We start from the raw sequence: 25328 nt of genomic DNA, 5'->3' as shown, positions 1-25328 counted from the left end.
GGGGGCAGCGGGTTCGGGGGCAGCGGCGCGGGCGAACGTCGCCGCGATCGGGGGTCGGGTTCCTGCGACCACGCGAGTGGCGGCCGGTAGCCCGGCTCCCCGGGCGGCGGACCGGAGACCCTGCGGGTCGGCGCCTCCGGTCGAGGGCCTCCGCTCGGTCGCCGCTGGTACGGCGGCTCGGGTCGCTGGGAGTTCATCTGAACTACGCTACCGGTCTCGCCACCGTCGGTGCGGCCGCCGAGCGGCGCGGCACCTCGGGCGAGGTCGCCGGTCAGACCGTCGCCGCAGCCGTCGTCTCAGCGACGAGACTGTCAGGCTCGTCGTGAAAGGGCCTTGAGGACGACGAGGAGCAACACCGCACCGGCGAGCGCGGTGAGGAATGTGAACCACATCCCGGCGCTGGCGGTGTCGAGGAAGAAGCTCAGCACGAATCCGCCGATCAGAGCACCGACCACGCCCACGACGATGTTGGCGAACAGGCCCATCTGTGCGTCCACGCCGGTGATCTTGCTTGCGAGCCATCCCGCCACGCCGCCGATGATGATGTAGCCGATCCAGCCCACAGAGGTGAACATGGACGAGCGCGCCAGAACCTCGTCGGCGAGCAGTAGGTGGTCGGTCATGCCGGCTCCTTGAGTGAGATCTCGGTCTTTGCAGGTCGGTGGAGAACTTCACGGGGAATGCCCGCGGACCCCGGAGACGAAACATCCGTCGGCATCGGCTGTGCGCGCTCGTACGCCCACGTACGACCGCGAGAGCCTTCTCCTCGGGGAGTCGCGTCGAGATTCGCCGAGGTTTCAGAGCGGTTCGGTCGGGTACCCGCTGGGCAGCGACAGCGTTGTCAAGCAGGGGAGTGATGGCCGTGACCGACATCTGGGGGCCGCGCACCCCGTACAAGAGGGCCCAGATGTGGCCGCGACGGGTCGATACCGAGCTGGCGGCCGGCACGACGTCAGACGACGTGGACTGTTGGGTACCGACCGCGTCGGTTCTTCACTCGAATGGCGACGGCCTCGAGATCGCCGTCCGGAGAGGTCGGATCGTCGGAATCCGAGGCCGTGCCGACGACCGGATCAACCGCGGAAGGCTCGACGTCAAAGACCGCTACGGCTGGAAGGCCAACGCCTCCCCGGACCGGCTCAGCACGCCGATGGTGCGCAAGGACGGTGAACTCGTCCCCACCGACTGGGACACCGCGATGAGCCGGATCGCCGAACACGCCGAGGACCTGCTGAACTCCAGCGGCCCGAGTTCGATCGGGTTCTACACATCCGGCCAGCTGTTCCTCGAGGAGTACTACGCGCTGAGCGTGATCGCCCGCGCCGGGATCGGTACGAACCACCTCGACGGCAACACTCGCCTGTGCACCGCTACCGCCGGTGAAGCACTGAAGGAATCGTTCGGCAGTGACGGCCAACCCGGTACGTTGGCAGATGTCGACCATGCGGACGTCATCGCGCTTTTCGGGCACAACGTCGCGGAGACCCAGTCCGTCACCTGGATGCGGATACTCGACCGTCTCGCGGCTCCGGATCCGCCGAAGCTCCTCTGCGTCGACCCGCGGACAACCGCGGTCGCGCGACGGGCGAGCGTCCATCTGGCGCCGCTGCCCGGAACGAACCTCGCACTGATGAACGGTCTGTTGCGCGAACTCGTCGTCAACGGGTGGATCGACGACGAGTTCATCCGGGAACACACCGTCGGATTCGAGGACCTGTCCGACCTCGTCTCGCAGTACCCGCCGGAGCGAGTATCAGACATCTGCGGAGTCGGGGCCGACGACATCCGGCATGGGGCGAGGCTGATAGGCGAAGCCCAGAGACTGTTGTCGACGGTCCTGCAGGGGTTCTACCAGTCGCATCAAGCCACGGCGTCGGCGGTACAGGTCAACAACATCCACCTGCTCAGAGGAATGCTGGGACGTCCGGGCTGCGGCGTACTGCAGATGAACGGGCAGCCGACCGCACAGAACACCCGTGAGTGCGGCGCCGACGGCGACCTGGCCGGTTTTCGGAACTGGGCCAACCCCGCACACGTGAGAGAGCTCGCCTCGGTCTGGAACGTCGATGCGGCGACGATCCCGCATTTCGCGCCGCCGACCCACGCGATGCAGATCTTCCGGTACGCCGAGCAGGAATCGCTGAAGATGCTCTGGGTCTCCGCGACCAATCCCGCTGTCTCGATGCCGGAGCTGCGCCGGGTACGGTCGATCCTCTCGAAGGAGAGTCTGTTCCTGGTGGTGCAGGACATCTTCCTCACCGAGACCGGCATGCTCGCCGACGTGGTGCTGCCCGCGGCGGCGTGGGGCGAGAAGGTCGGTACCTTCACCAACGCGGACCGCACCGTGCACCTGTCGGAGAAGGCGGTGGACCCACCCGGAGGGGCCCGTGCGGATCTGGACATCTTTCTGGACTTCTCGCGACGGATGGACTTCCGTGACCGAGACGGCCGCCCGCTGACGCCGTGGTCGAACGCGGAGGCCGTGTTCGAAGCGTGGAAGCGGTGCAGCGCCGGCAGACTCTGCGATTACAGCGGCATGAGCTATGCGGGGCTGCGTGAGCAGGGCAGCGTGCAGTGGCCGTGCACGGACACCGCGCCCGGCGGCACGGCACGCCTCTATGCGGACGGTCGTTTCTGGACCGCGGCCGACGAGTGCGAGACGTACGGCAAGGACCTGATCACCGGATCTCCCGTCGACGCCACCCGGTACCGGGCGAACGATCCGAAAGGACGCGCGCTGATCAAGTCCGCAGACTATGAGACGCCGCACGAACCACCGTCGGCGCAATACCCTTTCGCCCTGATCACGGGGCGGACCGTCTACCACTTCCACACCCGAACCAAGACCGCCCGGGCACCGGAACTCAACGGTGCGGCCCCGGAGGTGTGGGTCGAGCTGTCAGCGGCAGATGCGGCCACCCACGGCATTCGCGACGGCGATCCGGTCGAGATCCGAAGTCCCCGCAGCACGGTGCGCGCCGCCGCACGGATCGCGGACATTCGACCGGGGGTGCTGTTTCTGCCCTTCCATTACGGCTATTGGGACGTGGAATCACCGGCAGCTCACGACCGGGCCGCCAACGAGCTGACGCTCACGGACTGGGATCCGGCGTCCAAGCAACCGATATTCAAAACCGCGGCCGCCGCCATCGCATTGCTCTCCAGGGAGAGCGAGGGGACGCGATGAAGAACCTGGGCCTCCTCCTTCGTGAACTCGAGCGCTCCGAACGACTTCTCGCCCTGGAGCTGGAATCGATCGCACGAGACCACCCGACCGACCCTGAGATCCACTATCTCGCTGCGGATCTCGCGGCCTGGTCGCGCAATCACGCCGGTGCCGTCAGATCGCTGGCCGTCGCTCGCGGCGTCGAGTCGGAGGCGACGTTCGACACTCAGGCCGCCGTCGGCCCGTCGAGTGTGTTCGAGACTCCGGCCCGAGAGCTCCCCGCGTCGCTTCTGCCGGTCGCCGAATTGTGCGGCGTCTGTCAACGGATCGCAGGGCTGACGATGCAGTGGGAGATCCTCGGCCAAGGCGCCGCCGCTACCAACGATTCCGAGTGCTCCGCGCTCGTCGATCAGTGTCTGTCACAAGCTGAGCGCCAGTTCGAATGGGCCAGGAATCTGGTCAGAACCCTCTCGCCGCAGGCACTGTCCGCCGGCTGACGCAGATCTCACCGCTGTCGATTCTCACCTGCCAGCGCGGCTCCGGCACCGCGGCCGGCCCTCGCTCGATGCCGCCGTCCGCGAGACGGAATGTACTGCCGTGCAGCGGACACACGAGGCACGGGCCGGAATCTTCATCGATCACCATCCCGTCGTCGAGCCGGCCCCCGGCGTGGATGCACGTGGCCGAGAGCGCATGGACGCGGCCGTCGACGAGCACGAGAACGACGGGCACCGCCGCGGCCTCGACACGCAGGGGTTTGCGTTCTTCGAGCTCGTGCAGCGCCGCCACTCGCGTCCACTCGGTGACCGCTGGTTCGAATGCGGTTCGGTTGACGCCGACGCCGCGGGCGAACGAGAGATGGCCGCCGAGGTACCCCGCCCCCGCCGTGAGGGCGAGACCTATCGTGCTCAGCGCCACCCCCGCCTTCGATCGCCCGCGCATCCGGGCCACCCATGAGCAGGCGTGCACACCCGTGGCCGCCAGGTTCATCACGCCGTGGACGAGGCCTATCCGCCGGTCGCCGCCGTACGAATCCGACCAATCGGAGGCTCCGGCCGCAGCGGCGGGCGCAGCGCTGAGCACACCGAGCGCGACCAGCCGCCTCGCGCCGTCCGCGTGACGAGTGCCGCCGAAGTAGTCGAGCGCGGACGCCATCGTCCAGGCGCCGATCGGCAGATCGGTCAGCACCGGATGCAGTTGATGGCCGAGTGCGCTGCCCGACAGTGCGTTCTTCACCGCATCGCGCCGAGTCACGCGGTGTACCGCACCGGCGAGCGGCGCTGCGGCCCGATCGGCCTCCTCGAACTCGCTGATGCGATCGATCAGTCTCTGTGGCACGTCCATCGACCCGAGGTCCTCTCTGGCGGTTTCATCCGTGCCGTCGGATACCCGGCGACGGCACGGATGAAACGGTTTCGAGGGCGCGGACGACGACGTCCGGAATGCCGACTACACCGGTCGGATGTGTTCCACCCCGACGAACCGCGCGAGTTCCTCGGGAAGGCGAACCGAACCGTCCGGCTGCTGGTGGTTCTCGAGGATGGCGACCAGCCACCGGGTGGTCGCGAGGGTGCCGTTGAGGGTCGCCGCGATCTGAGGCTTGCCGTTCTCGTCCCGGTAGCGGACAGAGAGTCGTCGTGCCTGGAAGGTGGTGCAGTTGGACGTGGAGGTGAGTTCGCGGTACGTGCCCTGCGTCGGAACCCATGCCTCGCAGTCGAACTTGCGGGCGGCCGAGCTGCCCAGGTCCCCGCCTGCCACGTCGATGACTCGGTACGGCACGTCGATCGCCGCGAGCATGTCCTTCTCCCAGCCCAGAATCCGCTGGTGCTCGGCCTCGGCGTCCTCCGGCTTGCAGTAGATGAAGCCCTCCACCTTGTCGAACTGGTGCACGCGGATGATGCCGCGGGTGTCCTTGCCGTACGACCCCGCCTCGCGGCGGAAGCAGGTGGACCAGCCCGCGTAACGCTTCGGTCCGCCGGAGAGGTCGAGGATCTCGTCCTTGTGGTACCCGGCGAGAGGCACCTCCGACGTGCCGACGAGGTACAGGTCGTCCTCGTCGAGGTGGTAGATCTCGTCGCTGTGCGCGCCCAGGAAGCCGGTGCCGCCCATGATCTCCGGTTTCACCAGGACCGGCGGGATCATCAGCGTGAAACCGTTGGCGGTCGCCTTCGCCGCGGCCATGTTGAGCAGACCGAGCTGCAGCATCGCGCCCAGACCGGTGAGGAAGTAGAACCGCGAACCCGACACCTTGACACCGCGGGCCATGTCGATGAGGCCGAGGCTCTCTCCGAGTTCGAGATGGTCCTTCGGGTCGTCGATGGCGCGCGGTTCACCGACGTGTTCGAGGACGAGGTAATCGTCCTCGCCACCGGCCGGGGCATCGGTGATGATGTTCGAGATGGCGCGGTGCGCGGCCTGCGACGCGGAGTCGGCGTCGTTCTGCTTCGCGACGGCGGCCTTCACCTGCTCGGCCAGTTCCTTGCCCTTGGCGAGCAGAGCGGTCTTCTCGTCTCCGGATGCCTTGCCGACGAGTTTGCCGAGCGACTTCTGCTCCGCGCGCAGGGCGTCGGCTTCGGCGATCGCCGAGCGCCGTGCCGCGTCCGCCTCCAGGAGCTGGTCGACGAGTCCGGGATCCTCGCCGCGGGCACGCTGGGAGGCACGTACAAGGTCGGGGTTCTCACGCACGATCTTCAGGTCGATCACACGTTGAACCCTACTCGGAACACGAGGCGAGCAACGACCAGGCATGATGGAACGCGATGACTTCGAAGAGGGATCAACCGATGCATGACGGCCGCGGCGACGACGAGGCCCGCCCCGTCGTCGACGGCGATGCCGACGTGTGGGGGCCGGTCGGTGCCGTCGAAGGCGATGAGCAGGCGACCGCAGAGCTCCCGGAGATCGGCGGGGAGGCGGAGCCGACGGCCGGACTCGACGACTACGACGCGGAGGTCGAGGACGACGTCGAGGAGTGGGGCGTCGAACCGGAGGACGCCTACGACTACGGCGACGACGGATACGGTGACGCCGGATACGGCGACGACGGATACGGTGACGGCGGAGAGCGCGATGGGGACGACGGGGGGCCCGAGCCCGCCGACGGCCGCGAGCCGGCCGACTCCCGCAACCGGATGCCGAAGAACTCGTTGCGGCTGGTGCTCGGGGCCGTGCTCGTCGGTGCGCTCGCCGCGGGCGGAGTGATGCTCGGAACCGGTGTCTTCGACGACGTCGGCGATGTCGGCTCGTCGGTCATCGGTGAGGGATCGCCCGCGCAGGAGAACGACTTCACCCGATCCGAGGCGGGCGACTGCCTCACCTGGAGCGCCGACACACCCGGCGAGCCGAGCGCGGTGGCGTGCGAGTCGCCGCATCGGTTCGAAGTGGCCGGTGTGCTCGACACCTCCGCGTTCCCGAGCTCCGAGTTCTCCTCGGAGGCACCGTGGCCCGGACCGGAGCGCTTCGCCGCGATCCGCGATGAGAGCTGCGGCGTGATCGTCGACCGCTACCTGGGCGGTGGACTGGATCCGCAGGGCCGGCTCTCGCCCGGACTGATGTTCCCGTCGAAGGTGGAGTGGGAACGCGGCGTGCGCAGTCTGCGCTGCGGAATCGAACAACCCGGTGCCGGCGGCGGCCAGGAGGAGTTCACCGGCCGCGTCCGCGATGTGGACCAGTCGTTCGCATGGCCCGACGGCACCTGCATCGGCATCGACAAGACCACCCGCAAGGCCACCAGCAGCGTCGTGAACTGCGCCGAACCCCACGCCTTCCAGGTGACCGGCACCGTGGACCTGTCCCAGCGCTTCGGGGGCCGCAACTCCGGCAAGCCGTGGCCCAGCGTCGCGGATCAGAACGACTACCTGAAGACGATCTGCCCGACGCAGACGAACAGGTTCTTCGGCGGCGCGCAGAAGTTCAAGGCGACCACGCTCAACGTGCAGTGGTCGGTGATCTCCGAGGTGAGCTGGCTGACGGGAAGCCGGCGTGTGGTCTGCTACGCGGCGCTGCCCGACCGCGGCGGCTTCGCGACCCTGGTCGGCGACGCCCGCGGCGGACCGGACACGCTGCTCATCAACGGCGGCAGTCCGAAGCCGGTCGACGTCGGCCCGCCGGGACGGTCGGTGGGCGAGCCCGTGCCACTGCCTCCCGGTTACACGCCGAACGACGCGCAGCTTCCCGCGCCGGCAGGCGGCTGACATGCCGCTGCGGATGTCGGAGCGAGAGTTCGAGAACCTCGTCGGCGATGCGCTCGACCTCCTCCCCGAGGAGCTGATGCACGCCATGTCGAACGTCGTGATCCTGGTGCGTCCGCACAACGAGGACGATCCCGGCATCCTGGGCCTGTACACGGGTGTGGCGCTCACCGAGCGGACCACCGAGTACAGCGGCTTCCTGCCCGACACGATCGAGATCTATCGCGAGCCGCTCCTCGCGATGTGCCATTCGGCCGAGCAACTGCGCCGAGAGGTCGCGATCACCGTGCTGCACGAGGTGGGGCACCATTTCGGTATCAGCGACGAGTGGCTGCACGCCAACGGTTGGGGCTGACCGGATCAGGCCGTCGGGGCCGGGTCAGCCCATCGGATCCTCGTAGCCGGGTGCGGTATCCGAACCGTCGGCGTCCGGCAGTGCGGCTTCGCCCCATCGGTGGCAGACCCACAGATCGCCGGTGAACTCCAACTCCACCGAACCGGTGTTGTTCAGGTAGTTCTTCATGGCGAACTCCGGGTCGAGCCGCGTCAGGTGTGCGGCGATCAGCCGGATCGCCGCACCGTGGGAGACCAAGTACACGTCCCGCTGATTCGCGCCGGTGAGGTACCGCGACGCCAGATCGTCGATGATCGGCAGATAGCGGTCGTGAAGCATCTCCAGCGACTCGCCACCGGGCAGCCGGGCGTCGAGGTCGCCCCGGTGCCAGCGCACGACGATCTCGTGGAACTGCTCATGCGCCTCGCGGTCGCTGCGCCCCTCGAGGTCGCCGACCTGGATCTCGTGAACGCCTTCCACGGTCTCGGTGGACGAGTCCCACACCGATCCGATCAGTTCCGCGGTCTGCTGCGCCCGATTGGCGACAGAGTTCACCAGCACCGCCGAGTCGGTCAGCGGGTGTTCGAGCCCGAACCGCACGCCCTGTCGCGCGCCGAAATCGGTCAGCGACGCGCCGGGAAGTGCGGTGTCGAGACGTTTGAGCACGTTGGACGTGGTCTCGCCGTGCCGGACCAGGTGAAGCCTTGCCATGTCTTTAGAGTTCTCCAGAAAGAAGACGGTGGAACCACTCGCGTGACTCGGTGTGGTCGGGCGGTGTCGCGGCCGTGGTCACGGCCAACTGCGGGTCGACCGGCCACGATCCGAGAAAGACCACACGTTCGGCACTGCGGTGCAGGGCGCGGAGCGCCTCGCCGACCGCAGCGTCCCGAACGTGGCCTCGCGCGTCGAGATAGAAACGGTACTGTCCGGGGCCGACCGGCCGCGATTCGATACGGGTCAGGTCGATGCCGCGCATCGCGAACTCGTTCATCGCCGCGACCAGGCTTCCGGGCGTGTTCGGAAGGTCCAGAATCACCGACGTGCGGTCTGCTCCCGTCGGTTCCGGCGGCGGCCCCGCAGGCCCCAGCAGCAGGAACCGGGTGACGGCGTCGTCGGAGTCGGCGACGCCGTCGGCCAGCGTCGCCAGCTCATGCATCCGCGCCGCGGCGGCCGTGGTCACGGCGGCGTCGGCGCGACCCTCGGCCACGTCGCGCGCTGCGCCCGAATTGGAGGTGGCGACGACCACCTCGGCCCGCGGGAACAGCTCTTCGATGCTGCGGCGGACCTGACCCGCGGCCACCGGATACGCCGCGACGGTCCGCACGTCGGCGGGGTCCATGGGCGTTGCCGCGGCGACGGTAAAGGAGATGTCGAGAGCCGCCTCCGCGTACGCCTGGACGCGCGGGAGGCCGGCGCTCGGCGACAGGGCGTCCATCGTGGCCGGGACCGCTCCCTCGAGCGAACTCTCGATGGGGACGCAGCCGAAGTCCGCGCCCCCGCTGCGGATCAGATCGATGACGGCCGGCGGATTGCTCACCGCGATCTTGGTCGCCGTCGATGCCTCGCCGCGTCGGCGCAGGACGGCATCGAGCGCCATCTCGGTGAACGTGCCGGCGGGGCCGAAGTAAGCGTAGACGGGCACCATTTCACAGTAGTCGAGAGAAACCGGCCGTGCGGCCGGGGCGTTGACGGCGAAAAGCCCTCAGGTTAGGTTAGGTGAGCATAAGTTAGGCTTAGCTAATTAGACCGTTTCCTGGAGGTGGACGTGAACACGATCCTCGCGCCGTGCGATGCCGAACTGATCCAGACGGCCTGCCGTCGTGCTCATTCGGGAACGCTGTCGGTCAGTGCGCCGGACTGTGCGGCGACCGAGCCGAAGGGGTGCGATTCGGTCGGGATGGTCCATCTGTTCGAAAGCGACGCCTTTCTCCTGGTTCCCGACGAGACGCCGGCGCTGCGCCTGGTCCGCGAGGGCGGAGACGTCACGGCGATGGTCGAGGTCATCGACGTCGCACCGGTCAGGATGCGCGAGCGGGTGCGGTCGCTGATCTGGTTGTCGGGCACGCTTCACGAGGTGCCCGCACGGCTCGAGCGCGACCTGGCGGTGGAGATCGCCGGTGACCACCCGGACGAGAAGCTGCTCGACGTGGGCCACGGATACAGCCTCATGCGAATGGCGCTCGAGTCGGCTGTCATCGCGACGTCGACCGGGGCGGGCGGCGTCGACGTGGACGCGCTCGCCGCCGCGAGTCCGGATCTGTTCTGGGAGTTCGAGAACGACTGGCTGGTGCACCTGGACGCCGATCACCAGGACCTCATCTGCCAACTCGCTCAGCGCTTGCCCGACCACGTCCGAGGCGGGCGCGCCCGGCCGCTGCGCCTGGACCGGTTCGGCATCACCTTCCGCGTGGAGGTCGGCAATCGCGATGAAGACGTGCGGATGCCGTTCGCCCGCCCGGTCTCCCGCATCCCGGAACTGTCCGCGGCGATTCACTCGCTGGCCCTGCATCCCTGCTTCGGCGAGGACTGAACGCATCGCCTCAGTGCTGCCGCTACCGTTGGAGCGGTGAGTTCTGAGGCGGGCGGCATCCGCGGACTTCTGCGGGCTTTCGTCCACCCGCCCGCGCCTGCCGTGGGACGCGTCGACGACCGCCGCGAACGGCGTGCGATCGTCGTCGAACTGATCCTCGTCGGCGTTCTCACCTTCGGGTTCTCGGCCGTGTACGCGGTGCTGTCGTTGGCGGAGAACGCTCTCACCGCGGGCATCGGCGACACGACGGTCGCCCTCAACCCGGTGAGCTCGTCGGTGGCCGCGATCGACGTGATCCGTCAGTCGATGAGCGTGGTCCGCCTGCTGGCGATCGGTGGGTTGGGCGCGTACCTGCTGTGGCGCAGCGGAATCGGCCTTCGGCGGATCGGCCTCGGGCGGCCCGTGCGTGCGGATGTGCCGCCCGCCGCAGTCCTGGCGGCGATCATCGGACTGCCCGGTCTGGCGCTGGTCGCGTTCTCTCAGGCGATGGGCTGGAATTCGCAGCTCGTGGCGGCGCCGGACGACGGTCTGTGGTGGCGGATCCCGGTTCTGGCGATGAAGGCGTTCGGCAACGGGTTCGCCGAGGAGGTCGTCGTGGTCGGCTACTTCATGACCCGGCTACGGCAGTTGGGCGTCGGAGAGCGGGGTGCGCTGGCGTCGTCCGCGCTTCTGCGCGGCGGCTACCACCTGTACCAGGGCGTCGGTGCCGGCGCGGGCAACCTCGTGATGGGTCTGGTGTACGGACGCTGGTATCAGGCGACGGGGCGGCTCTGGCCGCTCGTCCTGGCGCACGCGCTGATCGACACCGTGGCCTTCATCGGTTATGCGGTCCTGGTCGCGACCGGTGTGCTGAATCCGTCCTGACCTGTGGCAAGAGAAAGCGCGGCGCAGTTTGCGGATTCTCCCCCAAACCGGCGCCGCGCCCTCCGGCGATCCGAGCAGCTCCCTCCCAAGAGCCCCGATTCCACCCGGACCGAGCACGCGGTGTGAGACTCTAGCGTCTCAGAACCTGTGCCAAAGCTATCACGGTTAACCGGCTGTGTGCACTAGTCAGTGCGGTCGATTGCGATGTGAACGAGTATGTCCGACAGCAGATCTACGATCTCCGACCGGTCCGGACGCTCCTGTGCCGTCCCCCAGCGGTGAACGACCGAGGTCAGCGCGCCGATGAAGGCAGTCGCGGCGTAGTCGAAGTCTTTGCGCGTGGTTCCCGGGATCGTTGAAATCGTGTCGGCGATGAACCGCGCCCATGTCACACGACCGGCGAGACGACGCCGTTCCACTTCGGCGGAGACCCCGACGACCTGGATGAAGGAGCATCGGATAGCTCGCGAATCGGTCGCGATCGTGTCGATGTAGGCGCTCATCGCCGCGCGCGCCGCCTCGCGGGGATTCGTCTCCCCGAGCGCCCGCACCGCGTCGACGACAGTCTTGCGTGCGTGCTCCTGGATCTTGTCGTAGACCTCGGCGAGCAACGCCTCCCGGCTCGAGTACTCCTCGTAGAACTGTCTGCGCGACAATCCGGCCTCGGCGCACAGCGCCGAGACCGTGACGGAGGAGAAGCCGAGGGTGCCGAACAGCTCGAGGCCGGCCTCCTGGAACCGTTCCCGCCGCTCAGCCCTCCGCTCGGCCAGTGAACGGCCGGCATAGCACCGGCTGGGGGCGTCCGGACTAGGGCTCGGCACGCTGTGCTCGCAGCTCGTGTCCCTTCGACGTCAGGCAGCGCCCGCTCGCCAGATCCCACTGCCAGCCGTGCAGGTTGCACGTGAGCTTCTCGCCCTCGATCACGCCGAACTTGCTCAGATCGGCCTTCAGGTGCGGGCAGCGGCGCTGGATCTCCCACCCGTCGAGCTCGATGGACGCCGAGTCGTCGTGCGCCTCGGAGAACCAGCCGTCGGCGTAGGCGATGCGCTCATCGGTGAGGCACTTGAAGAAGGTGTACAGGTACTCGTTGTATCCGCCGATCCGCCAGGTGGAGAACCGGGTCGAGAGGAAGATGGTGTTCACCCAGTCGGGTTCGTCGTCGCGCAGCACCGTGCGCACCAACTCGGGGGCGATCCGGAATCCGTACCGGTACTTGCCGTCGCCGTCCTCGCGCATCCGCACCGTCCGCTTGGGGAAGTCGAGCACGTACGTCTCTTCTCCCACCACCAGACCGACGGGGTAGCCGATGCCGTCGCAGATCAGGTCCGACTGCTTCATGATCGGCTCGAACTTCTCGCGCAGCGGTTCCAGGAGCGACGGTCCGTCGGGCGAGGCCCAGGTGGCCTTCTGCGCGGCGATGACCGGAGCGAACTTCTCCTTCATCGCCTCCAGGTAGGCCTTCTTGTTCTCGCCGAAAACCGTCTCCGGGGGATACGGGTGCACGATCTCGCGAAGTTCGTCTCCCGCGAAGTCGGCCGCCGACCCGGAGACCATCATCAGTCCGCGGTGTTTGACCCCGTCGTCGGTGCCGTGCGTGCGCATCTGTTCCAGGAACTCCGCCTGATCGGGGAAGATGCTGGCCTTGTCGGCATCGCTGCCGGTGTTGAAATCGTTGAGACCGAACAGGTCGTCGTCCAGGAACATCGGCGGCCCGGCCGACGGGACCACCCACGTGGCACCGACCTGCTCGATGTACGAGCGTGCGCGGTCCATGCCGCGCTGGCGCTTCTGCATCGCGAAGTTGGCCTTCGACTTGCGGGGGATGTCGTAGACCATCGGGTACCAGATGGCGCCGGAGTACTGCAGCAGGTGCACATCGACGCGGCCGAACTCGTCGGCGATCACGTCGAGATCGATCGGGCGGGCGTCGTTCATGTTGAAACAGACGGTCTCGCCGTCGTCGACCACCAGACCGGAGTCGCCGATGGGGCCGTCGGCGGGCGCGCGGAGCGCGATGATCATGATGTCCAGATCGCCCTTGGGTCCCGAGACGGTGTGCTTCGTGGAGTCCTGCGTCTCGACGAACTTCGTGAAGCCGAGGCGTTCGAGCTCGCGGCGCAGATCCGGCACCGGGTAGTCCGGCAGCAGCACGGTCGCGTCCTTGTTCACGTTCTCGAGCAGGTTCTGCTCGTCGTAGTGGTCGCGGTGCAGGTGCGAGACGTACAGGTAGTCGCAGTCGCCGAGCGCCTTCCAGTCCAGATCGGAGTTGTCGGGGAAGGGCACCCAGGAGGCGAAGTACGCGGGGTTGACCCAGGGATCGCAGAGAATCGATCCGGCTGCGGTCTGGATGTGGAATCCGGCGTGGCCGATGCTGGTGATCTGCACGGGGTGCTGCCTTTCGGGTGGCGCAGGGGCTGTTGTTCCAGGGTATCGCCGAGCACGGTCGGCGGTGGGGGCAGATCGTCGCGCCGTGACCGGCGTCGCTATCGCGGATCGGCGCGCATCAGGTCAAGTGCGAAGCCGACGTACAACTGTGCCACCCGCTCCGGCGACAACGGGCCGCCCGGTCGCCACCAGCCGGAGATCGCCGTGCACATGGTCACGACCGCGCGCGAGGCCTCGTGCGGATGGTCCGGGTGGAACCGCCCCGCGCGCACGGCGGCGTCGACCTCCTCGTCCACCATGTGCTGCAGATCGGTGCGGCGTCCGGCGATCCGGCGCCGATTCTCCGGATCGAGACTGCGCAGTTCGCTGGTGCCGATGAACGCGAGCTCGCGCCGGTAGGTGTGCAGCAATGCCAGATGCTCCACCAGGAAGCAGAAGCGTTCGACGGGGTTCCGGCCGTCCGCGCGGGCGATGGCGCCGCGGTCGGTCGCCGCGCTGACGGCGAGCTCCTGCAGCGTCATCAGGATGTGCTGCTTGTTCTCATACCTGGTGTAGAGAGCCGAGACCGTGCTTCCGCACCGGTTCGCGATGCTGCGGATGGTCGCGCCGTGGTATCCCACTTCGACGATCTCGTCGAGCGCTGCGGCGAGAACGGGATCGAGGACGAGTGGGCGGTACCGTCGCCAGTCGCCGTCGTCGGGCAGGATGCCGCCGGCTGTGGGCGGCCCCGGAGCCGGCGGTTCGGGGACTTCGGGGCACAGGAGCGCCGCCGGCGGAAGTCCGAGTGCGTCGGCGATCCGGGCGAGCCGAGCCACGCGAAGCCCGGATCGCCCGTTCTCGATCAGGCTGAGCGTGGCCGTGCTGACGCCGACCGCCGCGGCGAGATCGCGGAGAGTCCGCCGCTGAGCTAGGCGTGCCGCTCGGATCCGCGATCCCAGCTCGGCTTCGATAGTGGCGGCCGACGGCGAATCATCGTTCATGGGTTTAAGGATACTAAATCTGCCGTGTGCGATCGGAGCGGTTCGCGAAAGGACTGACGGTCTGTTTTAACGGGCTTGAAGTGCGTGGATCGGGCTATTGACGGAACGCGTCCGAGCCTTCTACGTTCGGATCGAATACGAACGATCGATCTGGGCCGTCACGGCTCGGATCGGTGGACAGGAAGGCGACCATGACCGAAACGGGTTCACTGCGCGGCAAGACGCTCATCATCTCCGGCGGCAGCCGCGGCATCGGCGAGGCTGTCGCGATTCGCGCGGCGCGCGACGGCGCGAACATCGCGCTGCTCGCCAAGACGGCCGAGCCGCACCCGAAGCTCCCCGGGACCATCTACACCGCGGCCGCGGCGATCGAGGAGGCCGGCGGGCGGGCGTTGCCGATCGTGGGCGACGTCCGCGACGACGAGTCCGTCGCCGGCGCCGTGGCGCAGACGGTGGAGCGGTTCGGCGGCATAGACATCGTGGTCAACAACGCATCGGCGATCGATCTCACCGCCACCGACGACATCCCTATGAAGAAGTACGACCTCATGCAGGACATCAACGCGCGCGGCACGTTCGCACTCTCGAAGGCGGCGATCGAGCACCTGCGGAAGTCGGAGAACCCGCACATCCTGACCTTCTCGCCCCCGGTGGACCTCGCGCCCGAATGGTTCGATCAGGTCGGGGCGGCGTACACCGTGTCGAAGTTCGGCATGACCATCCTGACGCTCGGCTTCGCGCGGGAGCTCGCCGCGGACGGCATCGCCGCGAACACGTTGTGGCCCCGGACCTCGATCGCGACCGCGGCGGTCCGCAATCTCCTCAGCGAGGAGATGCTCCGGGGTGCGCGCAGTGCCGACATCATGAGCGACGCCGCGTACGCGGTCCTGACCAAGCCCGCGGCGGAGTTCACCGGCCGGTGCCTGATCGACGACGACGTGCTCGCCGCGGAGGGGATCACCGACTTCGAGCCGTACCGGGCCGAACCCGGCACCGGACCGCTCGAGTTGGACTTCTGGATGCGATGGCCGGACCGGTCGCCTGGGCGCTGACCTGGCCGCGGATGATCCGGGTCAGGCGCTGATCCCCGCTGTGAGGAGCGCCGCCAATTCGCGGTAGGCGCCGGCGTCGTCGAGGCCCGTGGCCGCGCGCACGTCGCCCTGCTGGATCCGGACCATCGCGGTCGCGGCCAGGTCGGCGGCGAAAGCCGCGTGCACGTCCCGGAACTGGCCGGTGGCGACGCCCTCGTCGATCAGCTCCCGCACGCGCGCCGCCGCGATCCGGGTGTTCTGCTCGTACGCCTCTCTCGCCGGAGCGAAGGCGGCGAGATCGGTCATGAACGCAGGCGAGGCCCCGCCGAGTGCGTCGCCCACCGCCTCCAGATAGGCGGTGATCTTCTCGCGCGGCGACGCGGCCTCCGCTACGGCGGCCTCGACGTCGTCGGTGGCCCGGCGGAAGAAGTGGATGGTGGTCGCGCGGACCAGTTCGCCCTTGCTGGCGGCGAGCGTGTAGAGCGTCGACTTGGAGCACCGCAGGCGCCCGGCGATGGCGTCGAGGGTGAAGTGGGCGAAGCCCTCCTCGAGGAACATCGCGAGCAACTCGTCGAACAACTGCGAGCGGCGTCGCGTGGCGAAGTCGGGATCGGTCGGCGCGGACATGGGTTCGATAGTACTGACCAGGGGTACTGCTCCTTGTCTTGTAGTACTGCCGGCCCGGCAGTACTCTGAAACCGTTCCCAGTACTGTTCGCTTTCGAATCCCGAGGAGTCCGACGTGCCCGTCGACCGCCTGCTGCCGACCGAAGAAGCCCGCGATCTGATCGACCTGACGCGCGACATCGCGGACAAGGTGCTCGCTCCGATCGTCGACGAGCACGAGAAGGCGGAGAAGTATCCGGAGGGCGTGTTCGCGAAGCTCGGCGAGGCCGGGCTGCTCAGCCTCCCGTATCCCGAGGAGTGGGGCGGCGGAGGGCAACCGTACGAGGTGTATCTGCAGGTACTCGAGGAGATCGCGGCGCGCTGGGCGGCGGTCGGCGTCGCAGTGAGCGTGCACAGCCTGGCATGTCATCCGCTGTTCGCCTTCGGCACCCGGGAACAGCAGGAACGCTGGCTTCCGGAGATGCTCGGCGGGGCGAGCATCGGTGCGTACAGTCTGTCCGAACCGCAGGCCGGATCCGATGCCGCGGCCCTGGCATGCCGCGCGGAGGCGGTCGGCGACGACTACCGGATCACCGGCGAGAAGGCGTGGATCACCCACGGCGGCGTCGCGGACTTCTACAACCTGTTCGCCCGGACCGGCGAGGGGTCCAAGGGAATCTCCTGCTTCCTCGTGGCGGACGGCACGGAGGGCCTCAGCTTCGGGCGCCCCGAGGAGAAGATGGGCCTGGCCGCCGTGCCGACCACCTCCGCCCGGTACGACGGTGCGCTGGTGCCGGCCGAGCGCCGGATCGGTGCGGAGGGCCAGGGACTCCAGATCGCCTTCAGTGCGTTGGACTCGGGACGCCTCGGCATCGCGGCGGTCGCGACCGGCATCGCACAGGCGGCCCTCGACGAAGCGGTGGCCTACGCCAAGGAGCGCGAGACCTTCGGCCGCAAGATCATCGACCACCAGGGCCTCGGCTTCCTGCTCGCGGACATGGCCGCGGCCGTCGACTCGGCGAGGGCGACGTACTTGGACGCGGCACGGCGCCGCGACGCCGGACTGCCGTATTCGCGCAATGCGTCGGTGGCCAAGTTGGTGGCGACGGATGCGGCGATGAAGGTGACCACCGACGCGGTCCAGGTGTTCGGAGGCAACGGCTACACGCGCGACTTCCGGGTGGAGCGATTCATGCGCGAAGCGAAGATCACCCAGATCTTCGAGGGCACCAACCAGATCCAGCGGCTGGTGATCAGTCGATCGCTCGCATGAGCGCGGGAGCCGGCGACGACGGAGTCCTGCGGTGTCGGAGCCGGTGACTAAGCTCTGTTGACATGGAACCCGTGTACGCCGGAGTCGTGTCCACCGCCCGTCTGCTCTGGCTCGCCCAGGGCTTGAAGTTCGATATCTCCGGCGTGGAGAACATGCCGGCCCACGGTCCCGGGGTGGTGGCCATCAACCACACCGGCTACCTCGACTTCACCTTCGCGGGCATTCCCGCATTCCTGCAGAAGCCGCGGCGGTACGTCCGCTTCATGGCCAAGAAAGAGGTCTTCGACAACGCCGTCGGCGGACCGATCATGCGGTCCCTGAAGCACATCCCGGTCGATCGCGCCAACGGTGCGCAGAGTTATCGCGACGCCGTCGACTACCTCAAGCGCGGTGAGTTGGTCGGCGTCTACCCGGAGGCGACGATCAGCCGGAGCTTCGAACTCAAGGAGTTCAAGTCCGGAGCGGCGCGGATGTCGCTGGAGTCGGGCGCGCCCATCATCCCGACCATCATCTGGGGAGCGCAGCGGATCTGGACCAAGGGACATCCGCGGCAGCTGGGCCGGACCGGATTCAAGATCATGGTCGGGGTCGGCGAGCCGCTGAGGCCGGAGGGCACGCCGGAGGAACTGACTCAGCGGTTGTTCGACTCCATGCGGGCCAAGCTCACCGAACTGCAGGACGGCTACGGCGAGTACCCGGCGGGTGAGTTCTGGGTGCCCGCGGCGCGCGGCGGCGGTGCCCCCACGCTCGAGGAGGCCAACGCGATGGACCGCGCGGATGCCGAGGCCAAGGCGGCGAAGAGGGCTCGGCGCGAGGCGTCCGGAGATGCGGACTGACGATGGAGCCGGTCTATCGAACCCTCGAGGGGATCGCCGGATCGATCATGCTGGCGCAGGGGGTTCGGCGTCGCTACTTCGGCCTCGAGAACGTTCCCGCCGCGGGCGGGGGTGTCGTGGTGATCAACCACACCAGCTACGTGGACTTCATTCCGGCCGGTCTGGGGCTCCACCGGCGCGGTCGACGCGGGCGGTACCTCATCAAGTCCGAAGTGATGGACCTGGGCATCATGAGATTTCTCGTCAAACACGCCAGGGCGGTGCCGGTGGACCGTTCAGCGGGCGGGGACGCATATCGATCCGCCGTCGACGCGCTTCGCGGCGGTGAACTCATCGTCGTGTACCCCGAGTCGACGGTCAGCCGCAGCTTCGAACTCAAGGAGTTCAAGTCGGGAGCTGTGCGGATGGCGGCCGAGGCCGGCGTACCCGTGATCCCGACGATCGTCTGGGGCGCACAGCGGCAATGGACCAAGGGCGCCAAGCGCCGGATCGGATTCCATCGCATCCCGATCGACGTCGAGTTCGGTGCGCCGATGACCTTCTCCGCCGACGAGGATCCCGCCGTGGGCACGGCCCGACTGCGCGAGACGATGACCGTCCTTCTGCACCGGGTGCAGGACCGGTACCCGGAGGCGCCCGCCGGTGCCGATTGGTTGCCGGAGAGACTCGGCGGCTGTGCGCCGACCCCCGCGGAGGCACTGGTGATCGAGGACGCGGAAGCAGCGGAGAAGGCGCGACGTCGCGCAGCCAAACGGGGGAGCCGATCCGAATGACCACCGACTCGCCGACTCCGACGATGATCGCCTCGGACGTCGACGGCACCCTGATCGACGACGACAACCGGATCTCCGACCGCACGGTCTCGGTGCTGCGCCGCGCCCGTGAGCGCGGCGTCGAACTGGTTCTGGCTACCGGTCGCCCGCCACGCTGGATTCCCGAGATCACCGATCAACTCGCGGACACCCCCGCCGCCGTGCGCTACGCGGTCTGTGCCAACGGCGCCATCGTGTACGACGTCGCCACCGACACGGTGCTGCACGCCGCGACCCTCGAACCGGGCGCACTCGCTCGGATCGCCGAGATCTGCGCGGACGTACTGCCGGGATGCGGGCTCGCCGCGGAGCGGGCCGGAGGCTCCGCCTACGACACCGCGACGCCGCCGTTCGTCGCGACGCCGGGCTACGAACACGCCTGGCTCAATCCCGATCACGTCTATGTGAGCCAGGACGAGGTCGCCGCGTCGCCTGCGGTCAAGCTGCTGGCACGAATGCCGAGCATGTCCTCGCGCGCGATGGCGGAGGCGGTGGCGCCGCGCGTCGGCGACCTGGCGGAGATCACCTTCTCGATCGACACCGGCCTGATCGAGTTCTCGCTGGCCGGAACGCACAAGGCCGCAGGGCTCGCGTGGCTCGTGGAGCATTCGGACGTCGACGGACGGGCACCGATAGCGTTCGGCGACATGCCCAACGACGCCGAGATGCTGCGGTGGGCGGCGCACGGCGTGGCGATGGGGCACGGCGATCCGGCAGCGGCGGAGGCGGCCGACGAAGTGACTTCGTCGAACCTCGACGACGGTGTCGCCCAGGTCCTCGAACGCTGGTTCTAAAAGCGTGACTCGGTTGTGACCGTCTGAACTTGTCGTGTCCGCAGTGCGGTCACTACTGTCACAGGAGTCCCACTAGTCACACGGGCCACACGCATGCAGTGGTCCCGCCATAAGGGGTTGTGCAGTGCCGAATGTTCGACCGAGCCGAGCCAAGAAGCGAACTCTGACCTTCGCTGCCCTGGGCCTGGCGCCCGCGTTGCTCGCGGGTGGTCTGGTCGTCGGCGGCACCGACGTGTTCTCCTCCGACGGGGTCGCCCTGGCGGCGAACACGCCGATCGTCCTCGACGGGCACGGGCACGGGCACGGACGCGGTCTGGGCCAGTGGGGTGCGTACGGCTACGCGAAGCAGGGGTGGTCGGCGGATCAGATCCTCCGGCACTACTACGGAAACACAGTCGCGGGGAAGGTGAGCACCCCCGACGTCACGGTCTCGCTGAGCGAGAAGGCGTCGGTCGGTGTTCATGCGGCTGCGGGAATGCGCGTAGGCACGCAGACGGTCGCTCCCGGGCAGGCGGTCAGCCTGTCCGGGGGTACGGCCACGATCACCGACGGCTGCGGCGGCGCCGTCGTCAGCACTGTTCCGGCCACGCAGGTGGACCCGATCAACCCGGGGACCAACCGGCCGGACCAGGAACTGCTGACCTTCTGCAACGGGGGCGACAAGTACCGCGGCTCCATCGGCATCGGTCCGGGCGGCGTCTACAACAAGCTGCACGTGGACGACTACGTCAAGGGTGTGATCCCCAAGGAGTCGATGCCGTCCTGGGGTGACACCGGCGGATTCGAGGCGCTCAAGGCGCAGGCGGTCGCGGCGCGCTCCTATGTGTTGGCCGGACTGGCCGCGGGTCGCAAGATCGACAACACCCAGGCGTCCCAGATGTATCACGGAGCCTCCGGCGAGGATCCCCGGACCAGCCGGGCCGCCGACGCCACCGCCGGGCAGATCCGGTTGTTGAACGGCAAACCCGCTCTCACCGAGTTCTCGGCCTCCACCGGCGGGTACACCGCGGGCGGACTCTTCCCGGCCGTCCGCGATGCGGGCGACTCCATCGCACCCGACCATTCGTGGTCCGCGACCGTCAGCGCGTCGAGCATCGGCTCCGCGTTCGGCGTCGGGTCGCTCAAGAGCTTCGAGGTGATCGAGGCCAACGGTCTCGGCGAAGGCGGCGGCCGCGTCGTCAAGGTCCGGGTGACCGGCACCGGCGGAACGGTCGAGGCCTCGGGCAACGACGCGCGGGTCAAGCTGCAACTGAAATCGGACTGGTTCTCCGTGCGGGGCCAGAAATCGATGCCGAAGATCGTCAAGCCGCAGGTGGGACCGGACTCGCCGGGAGGGGGACTGCTCGACCTCAGCCCGCTGGGCGCCGTCCTCAACCAGATCGTGCCCGGGCTGTCGGCGGTGGGACTGCCCGACGTGACCGGCATCGTGGGCGAGGTCACCCCGATGCTGGAGAAACTGGTCACCGAGGGACTCAAGCAGCTCACCGCGAAGCAGGTGGATCTGAAGCAGGTGAATCTGGAGCGCAGCGACAACTCGCAGGGCTCCACGGGCACCGTCGCCAAACCGGAACTGCTCACCGACGGCAAGGGACTGCCGGGTCTGGTGCAGGTGCTGGAGAACGGCGTCATCTACTTCAGCCCGCTCACCGGCGTGCACGCGCTGATGGGCCAGTCGCTGACCGACTTCCTGAACGCGGGCGGCCTGGCCGCGCTCGGTTTCCCCACGCGGGACGGCCTGGGCTGACGGTTCTCACGGCCTCTTTCACGGACGAATCTCACACCGCCGGGCGGGCCGTCGCGCGTGCTCGCTGCGGGAATACTCAGGATCGGTCCGATAGGCTGAACAGTCGTGACGAACAACAGCACCTACGACTTGATCGTGGTCGGCTCGGGTTTCTACGGCTTGACCGTCGCCGAACGCGCAGCGACGCAACTGGGGAAGCGAGTGCTCGTCGTCGAACGGCGTGACCACATCGGTGGCAATGCGTACTCGGAGGCGGAGCCGGAGACCGGCATCGAGATCCACAAGTACGGCGCGCACCTGTTCCACACGTCCAACGAGCGTGTGTGGGAGTACGTCAACCAGTTCACCGACTTCACCGGCTACCAGCATCGAGTCTTCGCGATGCACAACGGCCAGGCCTACCAGTTCCCGATGGGCTTGGGCCTGGTGTCCCAGTTCTTCGGCCGCTACTTCACCCCCGACGAGGCGCGTGCGCTGATCGCCGAACAGGCGTCCGAGGTCGACACCGATGCGGCGGCGAACTTCGAGGAGAAGGCGATCAGCCTGATCGGCCGTCCCCTCTACGAGGCATTCATCAAGCACTACACCGCCAAGCAGTGGGAGACCGATCCGAAGAACCTCCCGGCGGGCAACATCACCCGTCTGCCGGTCCGTTACAACTTCGACAACCGCTACTTCAACGACACCTACGAGGGTCTGCCGGTGGACGGCTACACCGCGTGGCTGGAGAACATGGCGGCCGATGAGCGCATCGAGGTTCGGTTGTCGACCGACTGGTTCGACGTTCGCGACGAGCTGCGCGCCGCGAGTCCCGACGCACCCGTCGTCTACACCGGCCCGCTGGACCGCTACTTCGACTACTCGGCGGGCCGGCTCGGCTGGCGCACGCTCGATTTCGAGCTCGAGGTGGTGCCGACCGGCGATTTCCAGGGCACCCCGGTGATGAACTACAACGATGCCGACGTGCCGTTCACGCGGATCCACGAGTTCCGCCACTTCCACCCGGAGCGGAAGAGCTATCCGACCGACAAGACCGTCATCATGCGGGAGTACGGCCGCTTCGCCAAGGACGACGACGAGCCCTATTACCCGATCAACACCCCGGACGATCGCGCCATGGTGAACGCCTACCGCGAATTGGCGAAAGCCGAGGCGGCCTCGTCCAAGGTGCTCTTCGGCGGTCGCCTCGGCACCTACCAGTACCTGGACATGCACATGGCCATCGCCAGCGCGCTGACCATGTTCGACAACACGCTGGCGCCGTACCTGCGCGACGGTGCGCCGCTGACCGGGGGAGCGGCCCGATGACTCAGGCACAGCAATCCGGAGCGGTCAGCCTGCTTCAGCGCGTGATCTTCCCGCGTCCGGGTGAACCGCTGGACGTTCGGTCGCTGTACCTCGTGGAGTCGCCGAGCAACGCCTCGCGCGCCCACGCGCCCGACCGCACCAGCGTGCGGCTCGGCGCCGATTCGGAGATCAGCTTCGCGACCTACTTCAACGCCTTCGCCGCCTCGTACTGGCGCCGCTGGAGCGTCCTGGACTCGGTGGTCCTGCGCGTCGAGGTGCGCGGCACTGCGCGCGTGGACCTCTACCGATCCAAGATCGACGGCTCCCGTATCGCGATCGGCGGCGATCTGGTTCCGCTCGGGGACGACGGGACCGGCGTGTTCGAGTTCCAGACCGACCTCGGCCCGTTCGAGGACGGCGGCTGGATCTGGTTCGACATCACCACCGACACGGACACCGAGATCCTCTCGGCCGGGTGGTATGCACCGATCGAGCCCGCACAGGCCGGCACCGACCGCGTCACCGTGGGCATCCCGACCTTCAACCGCCCGGCCGACGCGGTCGCGGCATTGAGCGCGCTGACCTCGGACCCGATGGTCGACGCCGTGATCGACGCCGTCCTGATGCCCGACCAGGGCACCCGCAAGGTGGTCGACGAGGACGGCTATTCGGCCGCCGCCGAGCGCCTCGGTGATCGTCTGCACATCTTCGACCAGGGCAATCTCGGTGGGTCGGGTGGCTACGCGCGCATCATGTACGAGGCGCTGCGGCTCACCGACAGCCCGTACATCCTGTACATGGACGACGACATCATGATCGAGCCGGACTCGATCCTGCGTGCGCTCGCGATGTCGCGCTTCGCCAAGTCGCCGATGCTGGTCGGCGGTCAGATGCTGAACCTGCAGGATCGCAGCCATCTGCACTGCATGGGGGAGGTGATCGACCGCAACCGGTTCATGTGGACCGCCGCTCCGTTCGTCGAGTACGACCACAATTTCGCCGAGTATCCGCTCAGCGATCGCGAGAACTCCAAGAACCTGCACCGGCGCATCGACGTCGAGGGCAACGGCTGGTGGATGTGCATGATCCCCCGCGAGGTCGCGGAGACCATCGGCCTGCCGATGCCCCTGTTCATCAAGTGGGACGACTGGGAGTTCGCGCTCCGTGCCGAGCGGGCGGGCTATCCGACCGCGACCATCCCGGGCATCGCCATCTGGCATATGGCGTGGAGCGACAAGGACGACGCCATCGACTGGCAGGCGTACTTCCATCTGCGCAACCGCCTGGTGGTCGCGTCGATCTACACCGACGGCTCCATCGACGGCATCCTCAAGTCGATGGCCAAGGCCACCGCCAAGCACCTCCTGTGCCTGGAGTACTCCACGGTCGCCATCCAGAACGAGGCGATCCGCGACTTCCTCGCCGGGCCGGAGCACATCCGGTCGCTGCTGCCCACCGCCCTGGGCAAGGTGGCGCAGATCCGCAAGGGCTACCCCGACGCGGTGGTGCTTCCCTCGGCCACCGACCTGCCGACCGCCACCGGGGAGGCCACGGCGCTGGGCGCAGACGTCCCCACCGGCCCGGTCGCGAAGGTGAAGGCACTCGCCGCGGCGGTCGTGAACAATGTGCGCCCGGCCGATCCCCGGCATCACAGCGTCCCGCAGGCCAACTATCCGCCCATCGAGGCGCGCTGGTTCTCGCTCGGCCGGGTCGACGGCGTCACCGTCACCACCGCCGACGGTCGCGGGGTGGTCTACCGCCAGCGTGATCGCGACAAGATGCTGTCGTTGGCAAGGGAGTCGGCGGCTCTCGTCAAGCGTTTGCGCGATGAGTTCGACGCGAAGCGGGACGAGTACCGCGCCGCACATGACGATCTGGTGAGCAAGGAGAGTTGGGCCCGTGTCTTCGGAATCGATTGATCAGATCGCCGCGCCGGAACCTGCGACCGGCGAGGCGGCGATGCTGGTGGCCGTTCAGTCGGCGATCGCCGACCGGCCCGGCGTGCTCTCCGGCGCACGCGGACTCTCGCATTTCGGAGAGCACTCGCTGGGCTGGCTGGCGCTCGCCGGGGCCGGCGCCTACGCCGCACACCGACGTGGCGACGAGGTCGCGCGCCGCCGCTACCTGGAAGCCGGTGCCGGCGCATTCGTGGCGCATGCCGCGTCCGTGGTGATCAAGCGCGTGGTGCGCCGCAGGCGTCCGAGCCACCCCGACATCCGCGTCGGCGTCGGGACCCCCAGCAGGCTGAGTTTCCCGTCCAGTCACGCCACGTCCACCACCGCTGCGGCGATTCTGCTGGGGCGGGCCGCGGGCAGTCCCGTCGCGCAGGTGCTGGTGCCCGCCGCGGTGGTTCCGCCGATGCTGCTTTCGCGTCTGGTTCTGGGTGTCCATTACCCTTCCGATGTGGCCGCCGGCGCTCTTGTCGGTGCAGTGACCGCGGGAGCGGTGATCGCCGCCGATGCACAATCCCGCAACCGAGACTCGAGCAAGTGAGGAA

The 25328-nt window shown here is 68.0% G+C and carries 24 protein-coding genes and 1 pseudogene; 15 read left to right on the top strand and 10 right to left on the bottom strand.

Going from position 1 to position 25328, the window contains the following annotated elements; genetic code table 11:
* Window positions 1-197: pseudogene (locus GSI01S_RS20410) on the bottom strand (hypothetical protein); the annotation flags it as partial.
* A gap of 114 nt (window positions 198-311) precedes the next feature.
* A complete protein-coding gene (locus GSI01S_RS13585) occupies window positions 312-623 on the bottom strand; it encodes a GlsB/YeaQ/YmgE family stress response membrane protein (protein WP_006897154.1) in 312 nt (103 codons plus the stop codon).
* 233 nt (window positions 624-856) lie between these two features.
* Here GSI01S_RS13585 and GSI01S_RS13580 point away from each other — a divergent pair, with 233 nt between their 5' ends.
* On the top strand, window positions 857-3187 hold the full coding sequence (locus GSI01S_RS13580) for a molybdopterin oxidoreductase family protein (protein ID WP_006897153.1): 2331 nt from the start codon (window positions 857-859) through the stop codon (window positions 3185-3187).
* Window positions 3184-3663 (top strand): hypothetical protein, encoded by a 480-nt coding sequence (locus tag GSI01S_RS13575; protein WP_006897152.1) that lies wholly within the window; start codon window positions 3184-3186, stop codon window positions 3661-3663. Before GSI01S_RS13580 ends, GSI01S_RS13575 begins: the two co-directional genes overlap by 4 nt.
* Here GSI01S_RS13575 and GSI01S_RS13570 read toward each other — a convergent pair.
* Entirely contained in the window at window positions 3626-4510 is an 885-nt protein-coding gene (locus GSI01S_RS13570) for a Rieske (2Fe-2S) protein (protein WP_006897151.1), read from the bottom strand. The two genes, GSI01S_RS13575 and GSI01S_RS13570, sit on opposite strands and share 38 nt — an antisense overlap.
* A gap of 105 nt (window positions 4511-4615) precedes the next feature.
* Window positions 4616-5869, bottom strand: coding sequence for a serine--tRNA ligase (gene serS, locus GSI01S_RS13565; RefSeq protein WP_006897150.1), 1254 nt, complete (start codon window positions 5867-5869; stop codon window positions 4616-4618).
* A gap of 80 nt (window positions 5870-5949) precedes the next feature.
* On the opposite strand from serS, the gene GSI01S_RS13560 reads away from it, so the two are divergent.
* Together GSI01S_RS13560 and GSI01S_RS13555 are read left to right on the top strand one after the other, a co-directional pair.
* Window positions 5950-7359 carry a septum formation family protein gene (locus tag GSI01S_RS13560; RefSeq protein ID WP_006897149.1) on the top strand — a complete coding sequence of 470 codons (1410 nt, stop codon included), beginning with the start codon at window positions 5950-5952 and terminating at the stop codon, window positions 7357-7359.
* A 1-nt stretch (window position 7360) separates the two neighbouring features.
* Complete coding sequence (locus GSI01S_RS13555) at window positions 7361-7711, top strand: metallopeptidase family protein (protein WP_006897148.1); 351 nt, start codon at window positions 7361-7363, stop codon at window positions 7709-7711.
* Window positions 7712-7735: 24 nt separating this feature from the next.
* On the opposite strand, the gene GSI01S_RS13550 is transcribed toward GSI01S_RS13555, so the two are convergent.
* Both GSI01S_RS13550 and pheA read right to left on the bottom strand, forming a co-directional pair.
* On the bottom strand, window positions 7736-8401 hold the full coding sequence (locus tag GSI01S_RS13550; RefSeq protein WP_006897147.1) for a histidine phosphatase family protein: 666 nt from the start codon (window positions 8399-8401) through the stop codon (window positions 7736-7738).
* 4 nt (window positions 8402-8405) lie between these two features.
* Window positions 8406-9335, bottom strand: coding sequence for a prephenate dehydratase (gene pheA, locus GSI01S_RS13545; protein WP_006897146.1), 930 nt, complete (start codon window positions 9333-9335; stop codon window positions 8406-8408).
* A gap of 114 nt (window positions 9336-9449) precedes the next feature.
* Here pheA and GSI01S_RS13540 point away from each other — a divergent pair, with 114 nt between their 5' ends.
* Both GSI01S_RS13540 and GSI01S_RS13535 read left to right on the top strand, forming a co-directional pair.
* Entirely contained in the window at window positions 9450-10220 is a 771-nt protein-coding gene (locus tag GSI01S_RS13540; protein ID WP_006897145.1) for a DUF2470 domain-containing protein, read from the top strand.
* Between the two features lie 36 nt (window positions 10221-10256).
* Complete coding sequence (locus GSI01S_RS13535) at window positions 10257-11084, top strand: CPBP family intramembrane glutamic endopeptidase (RefSeq protein ID WP_006897144.1); 828 nt, start codon at window positions 10257-10259, stop codon at window positions 11082-11084.
* A gap of 182 nt (window positions 11085-11266) precedes the next feature.
* Here the strand turns inward: GSI01S_RS13535 and GSI01S_RS13530 are convergent, their stop codons facing one another.
* The 3 genes from GSI01S_RS13530 to GSI01S_RS13520 form a co-directional block, all read right to left on the bottom strand.
* Window positions 11267-11905: a TetR/AcrR family transcriptional regulator gene (locus tag GSI01S_RS13530; RefSeq protein WP_006897143.1), complete on the bottom strand. Its 639-nt coding sequence runs from the start codon at window positions 11903-11905 to the stop codon at window positions 11267-11269.
* Entirely contained in the window at window positions 11892-13469 is a 1578-nt protein-coding gene (locus tag GSI01S_RS13525) for an MBL fold metallo-hydrolase (protein ID WP_006897142.1), read from the bottom strand. Before GSI01S_RS13525 ends, GSI01S_RS13530 begins: the two co-directional genes overlap by 14 nt.
* A 98-nt stretch (window positions 13470-13567) precedes the next feature.
* Window positions 13568-14449 carry a TetR-type transcription factor C-terminal domain-containing protein gene (locus GSI01S_RS13520; RefSeq protein ID WP_006897141.1) on the bottom strand — a complete coding sequence of 294 codons (882 nt, stop codon included), beginning with the start codon at window positions 14447-14449 and terminating at the stop codon, window positions 13568-13570.
* Window positions 14450-14640: 191 nt separating this feature from the next.
* On the opposite strand from GSI01S_RS13520, the gene GSI01S_RS13515 reads away from it, so the two are divergent.
* A complete protein-coding gene (locus GSI01S_RS13515; protein ID WP_006897140.1) occupies window positions 14641-15501 on the top strand; it encodes an SDR family oxidoreductase in 861 nt (286 codons plus the stop codon).
* A 21-nt stretch (window positions 15502-15522) separates the two neighbouring features.
* On the opposite strand, the gene GSI01S_RS13510 is transcribed toward GSI01S_RS13515, so the two are convergent.
* Entirely contained in the window at window positions 15523-16107 is a 585-nt protein-coding gene (locus GSI01S_RS13510) for a TetR/AcrR family transcriptional regulator (RefSeq protein ID WP_006897139.1), read from the bottom strand.
* A 114-nt stretch (window positions 16108-16221) separates the two neighbouring features.
* Here GSI01S_RS13510 and GSI01S_RS13505 point away from each other — a divergent pair, with 114 nt between their 5' ends.
* The 8 genes from GSI01S_RS13505 to GSI01S_RS13470 all read left to right on the top strand — a co-directional run bounded on the left by GSI01S_RS13505 (window position 16222) and on the right by GSI01S_RS13470 (window position 25324).
* Window positions 16222-17358, top strand: coding sequence for an acyl-CoA dehydrogenase family protein (locus GSI01S_RS13505; protein ID WP_006897138.1), 1137 nt, complete (start codon window positions 16222-16224; stop codon window positions 17356-17358).
* A 62-nt stretch (window positions 17359-17420) separates the two neighbouring features.
* Window positions 17421-18194 (top strand): lysophospholipid acyltransferase family protein, encoded by a 774-nt coding sequence (locus GSI01S_RS13500; protein ID WP_006897137.1) that lies wholly within the window; start codon window positions 17421-17423, stop codon window positions 18192-18194.
* Between the two features lie 2 nt (window positions 18195-18196).
* On the top strand, window positions 18197-18967 hold the full coding sequence (locus tag GSI01S_RS13495; RefSeq protein ID WP_006897136.1) for a lysophospholipid acyltransferase family protein: 771 nt from the start codon (window positions 18197-18199) through the stop codon (window positions 18965-18967).
* Complete coding sequence (locus GSI01S_RS13490; protein ID WP_006897135.1) at window positions 18964-19800, top strand: HAD family hydrolase; 837 nt, start codon at window positions 18964-18966, stop codon at window positions 19798-19800. Before GSI01S_RS13495 ends, GSI01S_RS13490 begins: the two co-directional genes overlap by 4 nt.
* Window positions 19801-19924: 124 nt before the next feature.
* On the top strand, window positions 19925-21544 hold the full coding sequence (locus tag GSI01S_RS13485) for a SpoIID/LytB domain-containing protein (protein WP_006897134.1): 1620 nt from the start codon (window positions 19925-19927) through the stop codon (window positions 21542-21544).
* Between the two features lie 105 nt (window positions 21545-21649).
* Window positions 21650-22852 carry a UDP-galactopyranose mutase gene (glf, locus tag GSI01S_RS13480; protein WP_006897133.1) on the top strand — a complete coding sequence of 401 codons (1203 nt, stop codon included), beginning with the start codon at window positions 21650-21652 and terminating at the stop codon, window positions 22850-22852.
* Entirely contained in the window at window positions 22849-24750 is a 1902-nt protein-coding gene (locus GSI01S_RS13475; RefSeq protein ID WP_006897132.1) for a glycosyltransferase, read from the top strand. The genes glf and GSI01S_RS13475 overlap by 4 nt, the downstream gene beginning before the upstream one ends.
* On the top strand, window positions 24731-25324 hold the full coding sequence (locus tag GSI01S_RS13470) for a phosphatase PAP2 family protein (protein WP_006897131.1): 594 nt from the start codon (window positions 24731-24733) through the stop codon (window positions 25322-25324). Before GSI01S_RS13475 ends, GSI01S_RS13470 begins: the two co-directional genes overlap by 20 nt.
* Window positions 25325-25328 lie beyond the last annotated feature (4 nt).

Origin of the sequence: Gordonia sihwensis NBRC 108236 (assembly GCF_000333035.1) — a bacterium.
Lineage (GTDB): Bacteria > Actinomycetota > Actinomycetes > Mycobacteriales > Mycobacteriaceae > Gordonia > Gordonia sihwensis.
The sequence above is the reverse complement of the archived record's forward strand: the minus strand, read 5'-3'. Positions and strand labels throughout refer to the sequence as shown.

Bases quoted from the DNA above. Each gene is read 5' to 3' on its own strand.
- GSI01S_RS13585 (WP_006897154.1), bottom strand. From the start codon at position 623: ATGACCGACCACCTACTGCTCGCCGACGAGGTTCTGGCGCGCTCGTCC.
- GSI01S_RS13580 (WP_006897153.1), top strand. From the start codon at position 857: ATGGCCGTGACCGACATCTGGGGGCCGCGCACCCCGTACAAGAGGGCC.
- GSI01S_RS13575 (WP_006897152.1), top strand. From the start codon at position 3,184: ATGAAGAACCTGGGCCTCCTCCTTCGTGAACTCGAGCGCTCCGAACGA.
- GSI01S_RS13570 (WP_006897151.1), bottom strand. From the start codon at position 4,510: ATGGACGTGCCACAGAGACTGATCGATCGCATCAGCGAGTTCGAGGAG.
- GSI01S_RS13560 (WP_006897149.1), top strand. From the start codon at position 5,950: ATGCATGACGGCCGCGGCGACGACGAGGCCCGCCCCGTCGTCGACGGC.
- GSI01S_RS13555 (WP_006897148.1), top strand. From the start codon at position 7,361: ATGCCGCTGCGGATGTCGGAGCGAGAGTTCGAGAACCTCGTCGGCGAT.
- GSI01S_RS13550 (WP_006897147.1), bottom strand. From the start codon at position 8,401: ATGGCAAGGCTTCACCTGGTCCGGCACGGCGAGACCACGTCCAACGTG.
- pheA (WP_006897146.1), bottom strand. From the start codon at position 9,335: ATGGTGCCCGTCTACGCTTACTTCGGCCCCGCCGGCACGTTCACCGAG.
- GSI01S_RS13520 (WP_006897141.1), bottom strand. From the start codon at position 14,449: ATGAACGATGATTCGCCGTCGGCCGCCACTATCGAAGCCGAGCTGGGA.
- GSI01S_RS13515 (WP_006897140.1), top strand. From the start codon at position 14,641: ATGACCGAAACGGGTTCACTGCGCGGCAAGACGCTCATCATCTCCGGC.
- GSI01S_RS13510 (WP_006897139.1), bottom strand. From the start codon at position 16,107: ATGTCCGCGCCGACCGATCCCGACTTCGCCACGCGACGCCGCTCGCAG.
- GSI01S_RS13500 (WP_006897137.1), top strand. From the start codon at position 17,421: ATGGAACCCGTGTACGCCGGAGTCGTGTCCACCGCCCGTCTGCTCTGG.
- GSI01S_RS13495 (WP_006897136.1), top strand. From the start codon at position 18,197: ATGGAGCCGGTCTATCGAACCCTCGAGGGGATCGCCGGATCGATCATG.
- GSI01S_RS13490 (WP_006897135.1), top strand. From the start codon at position 18,964: ATGACCACCGACTCGCCGACTCCGACGATGATCGCCTCGGACGTCGAC.
- GSI01S_RS13475 (WP_006897132.1), top strand. From the start codon at position 22,849: ATGACTCAGGCACAGCAATCCGGAGCGGTCAGCCTGCTTCAGCGCGTG.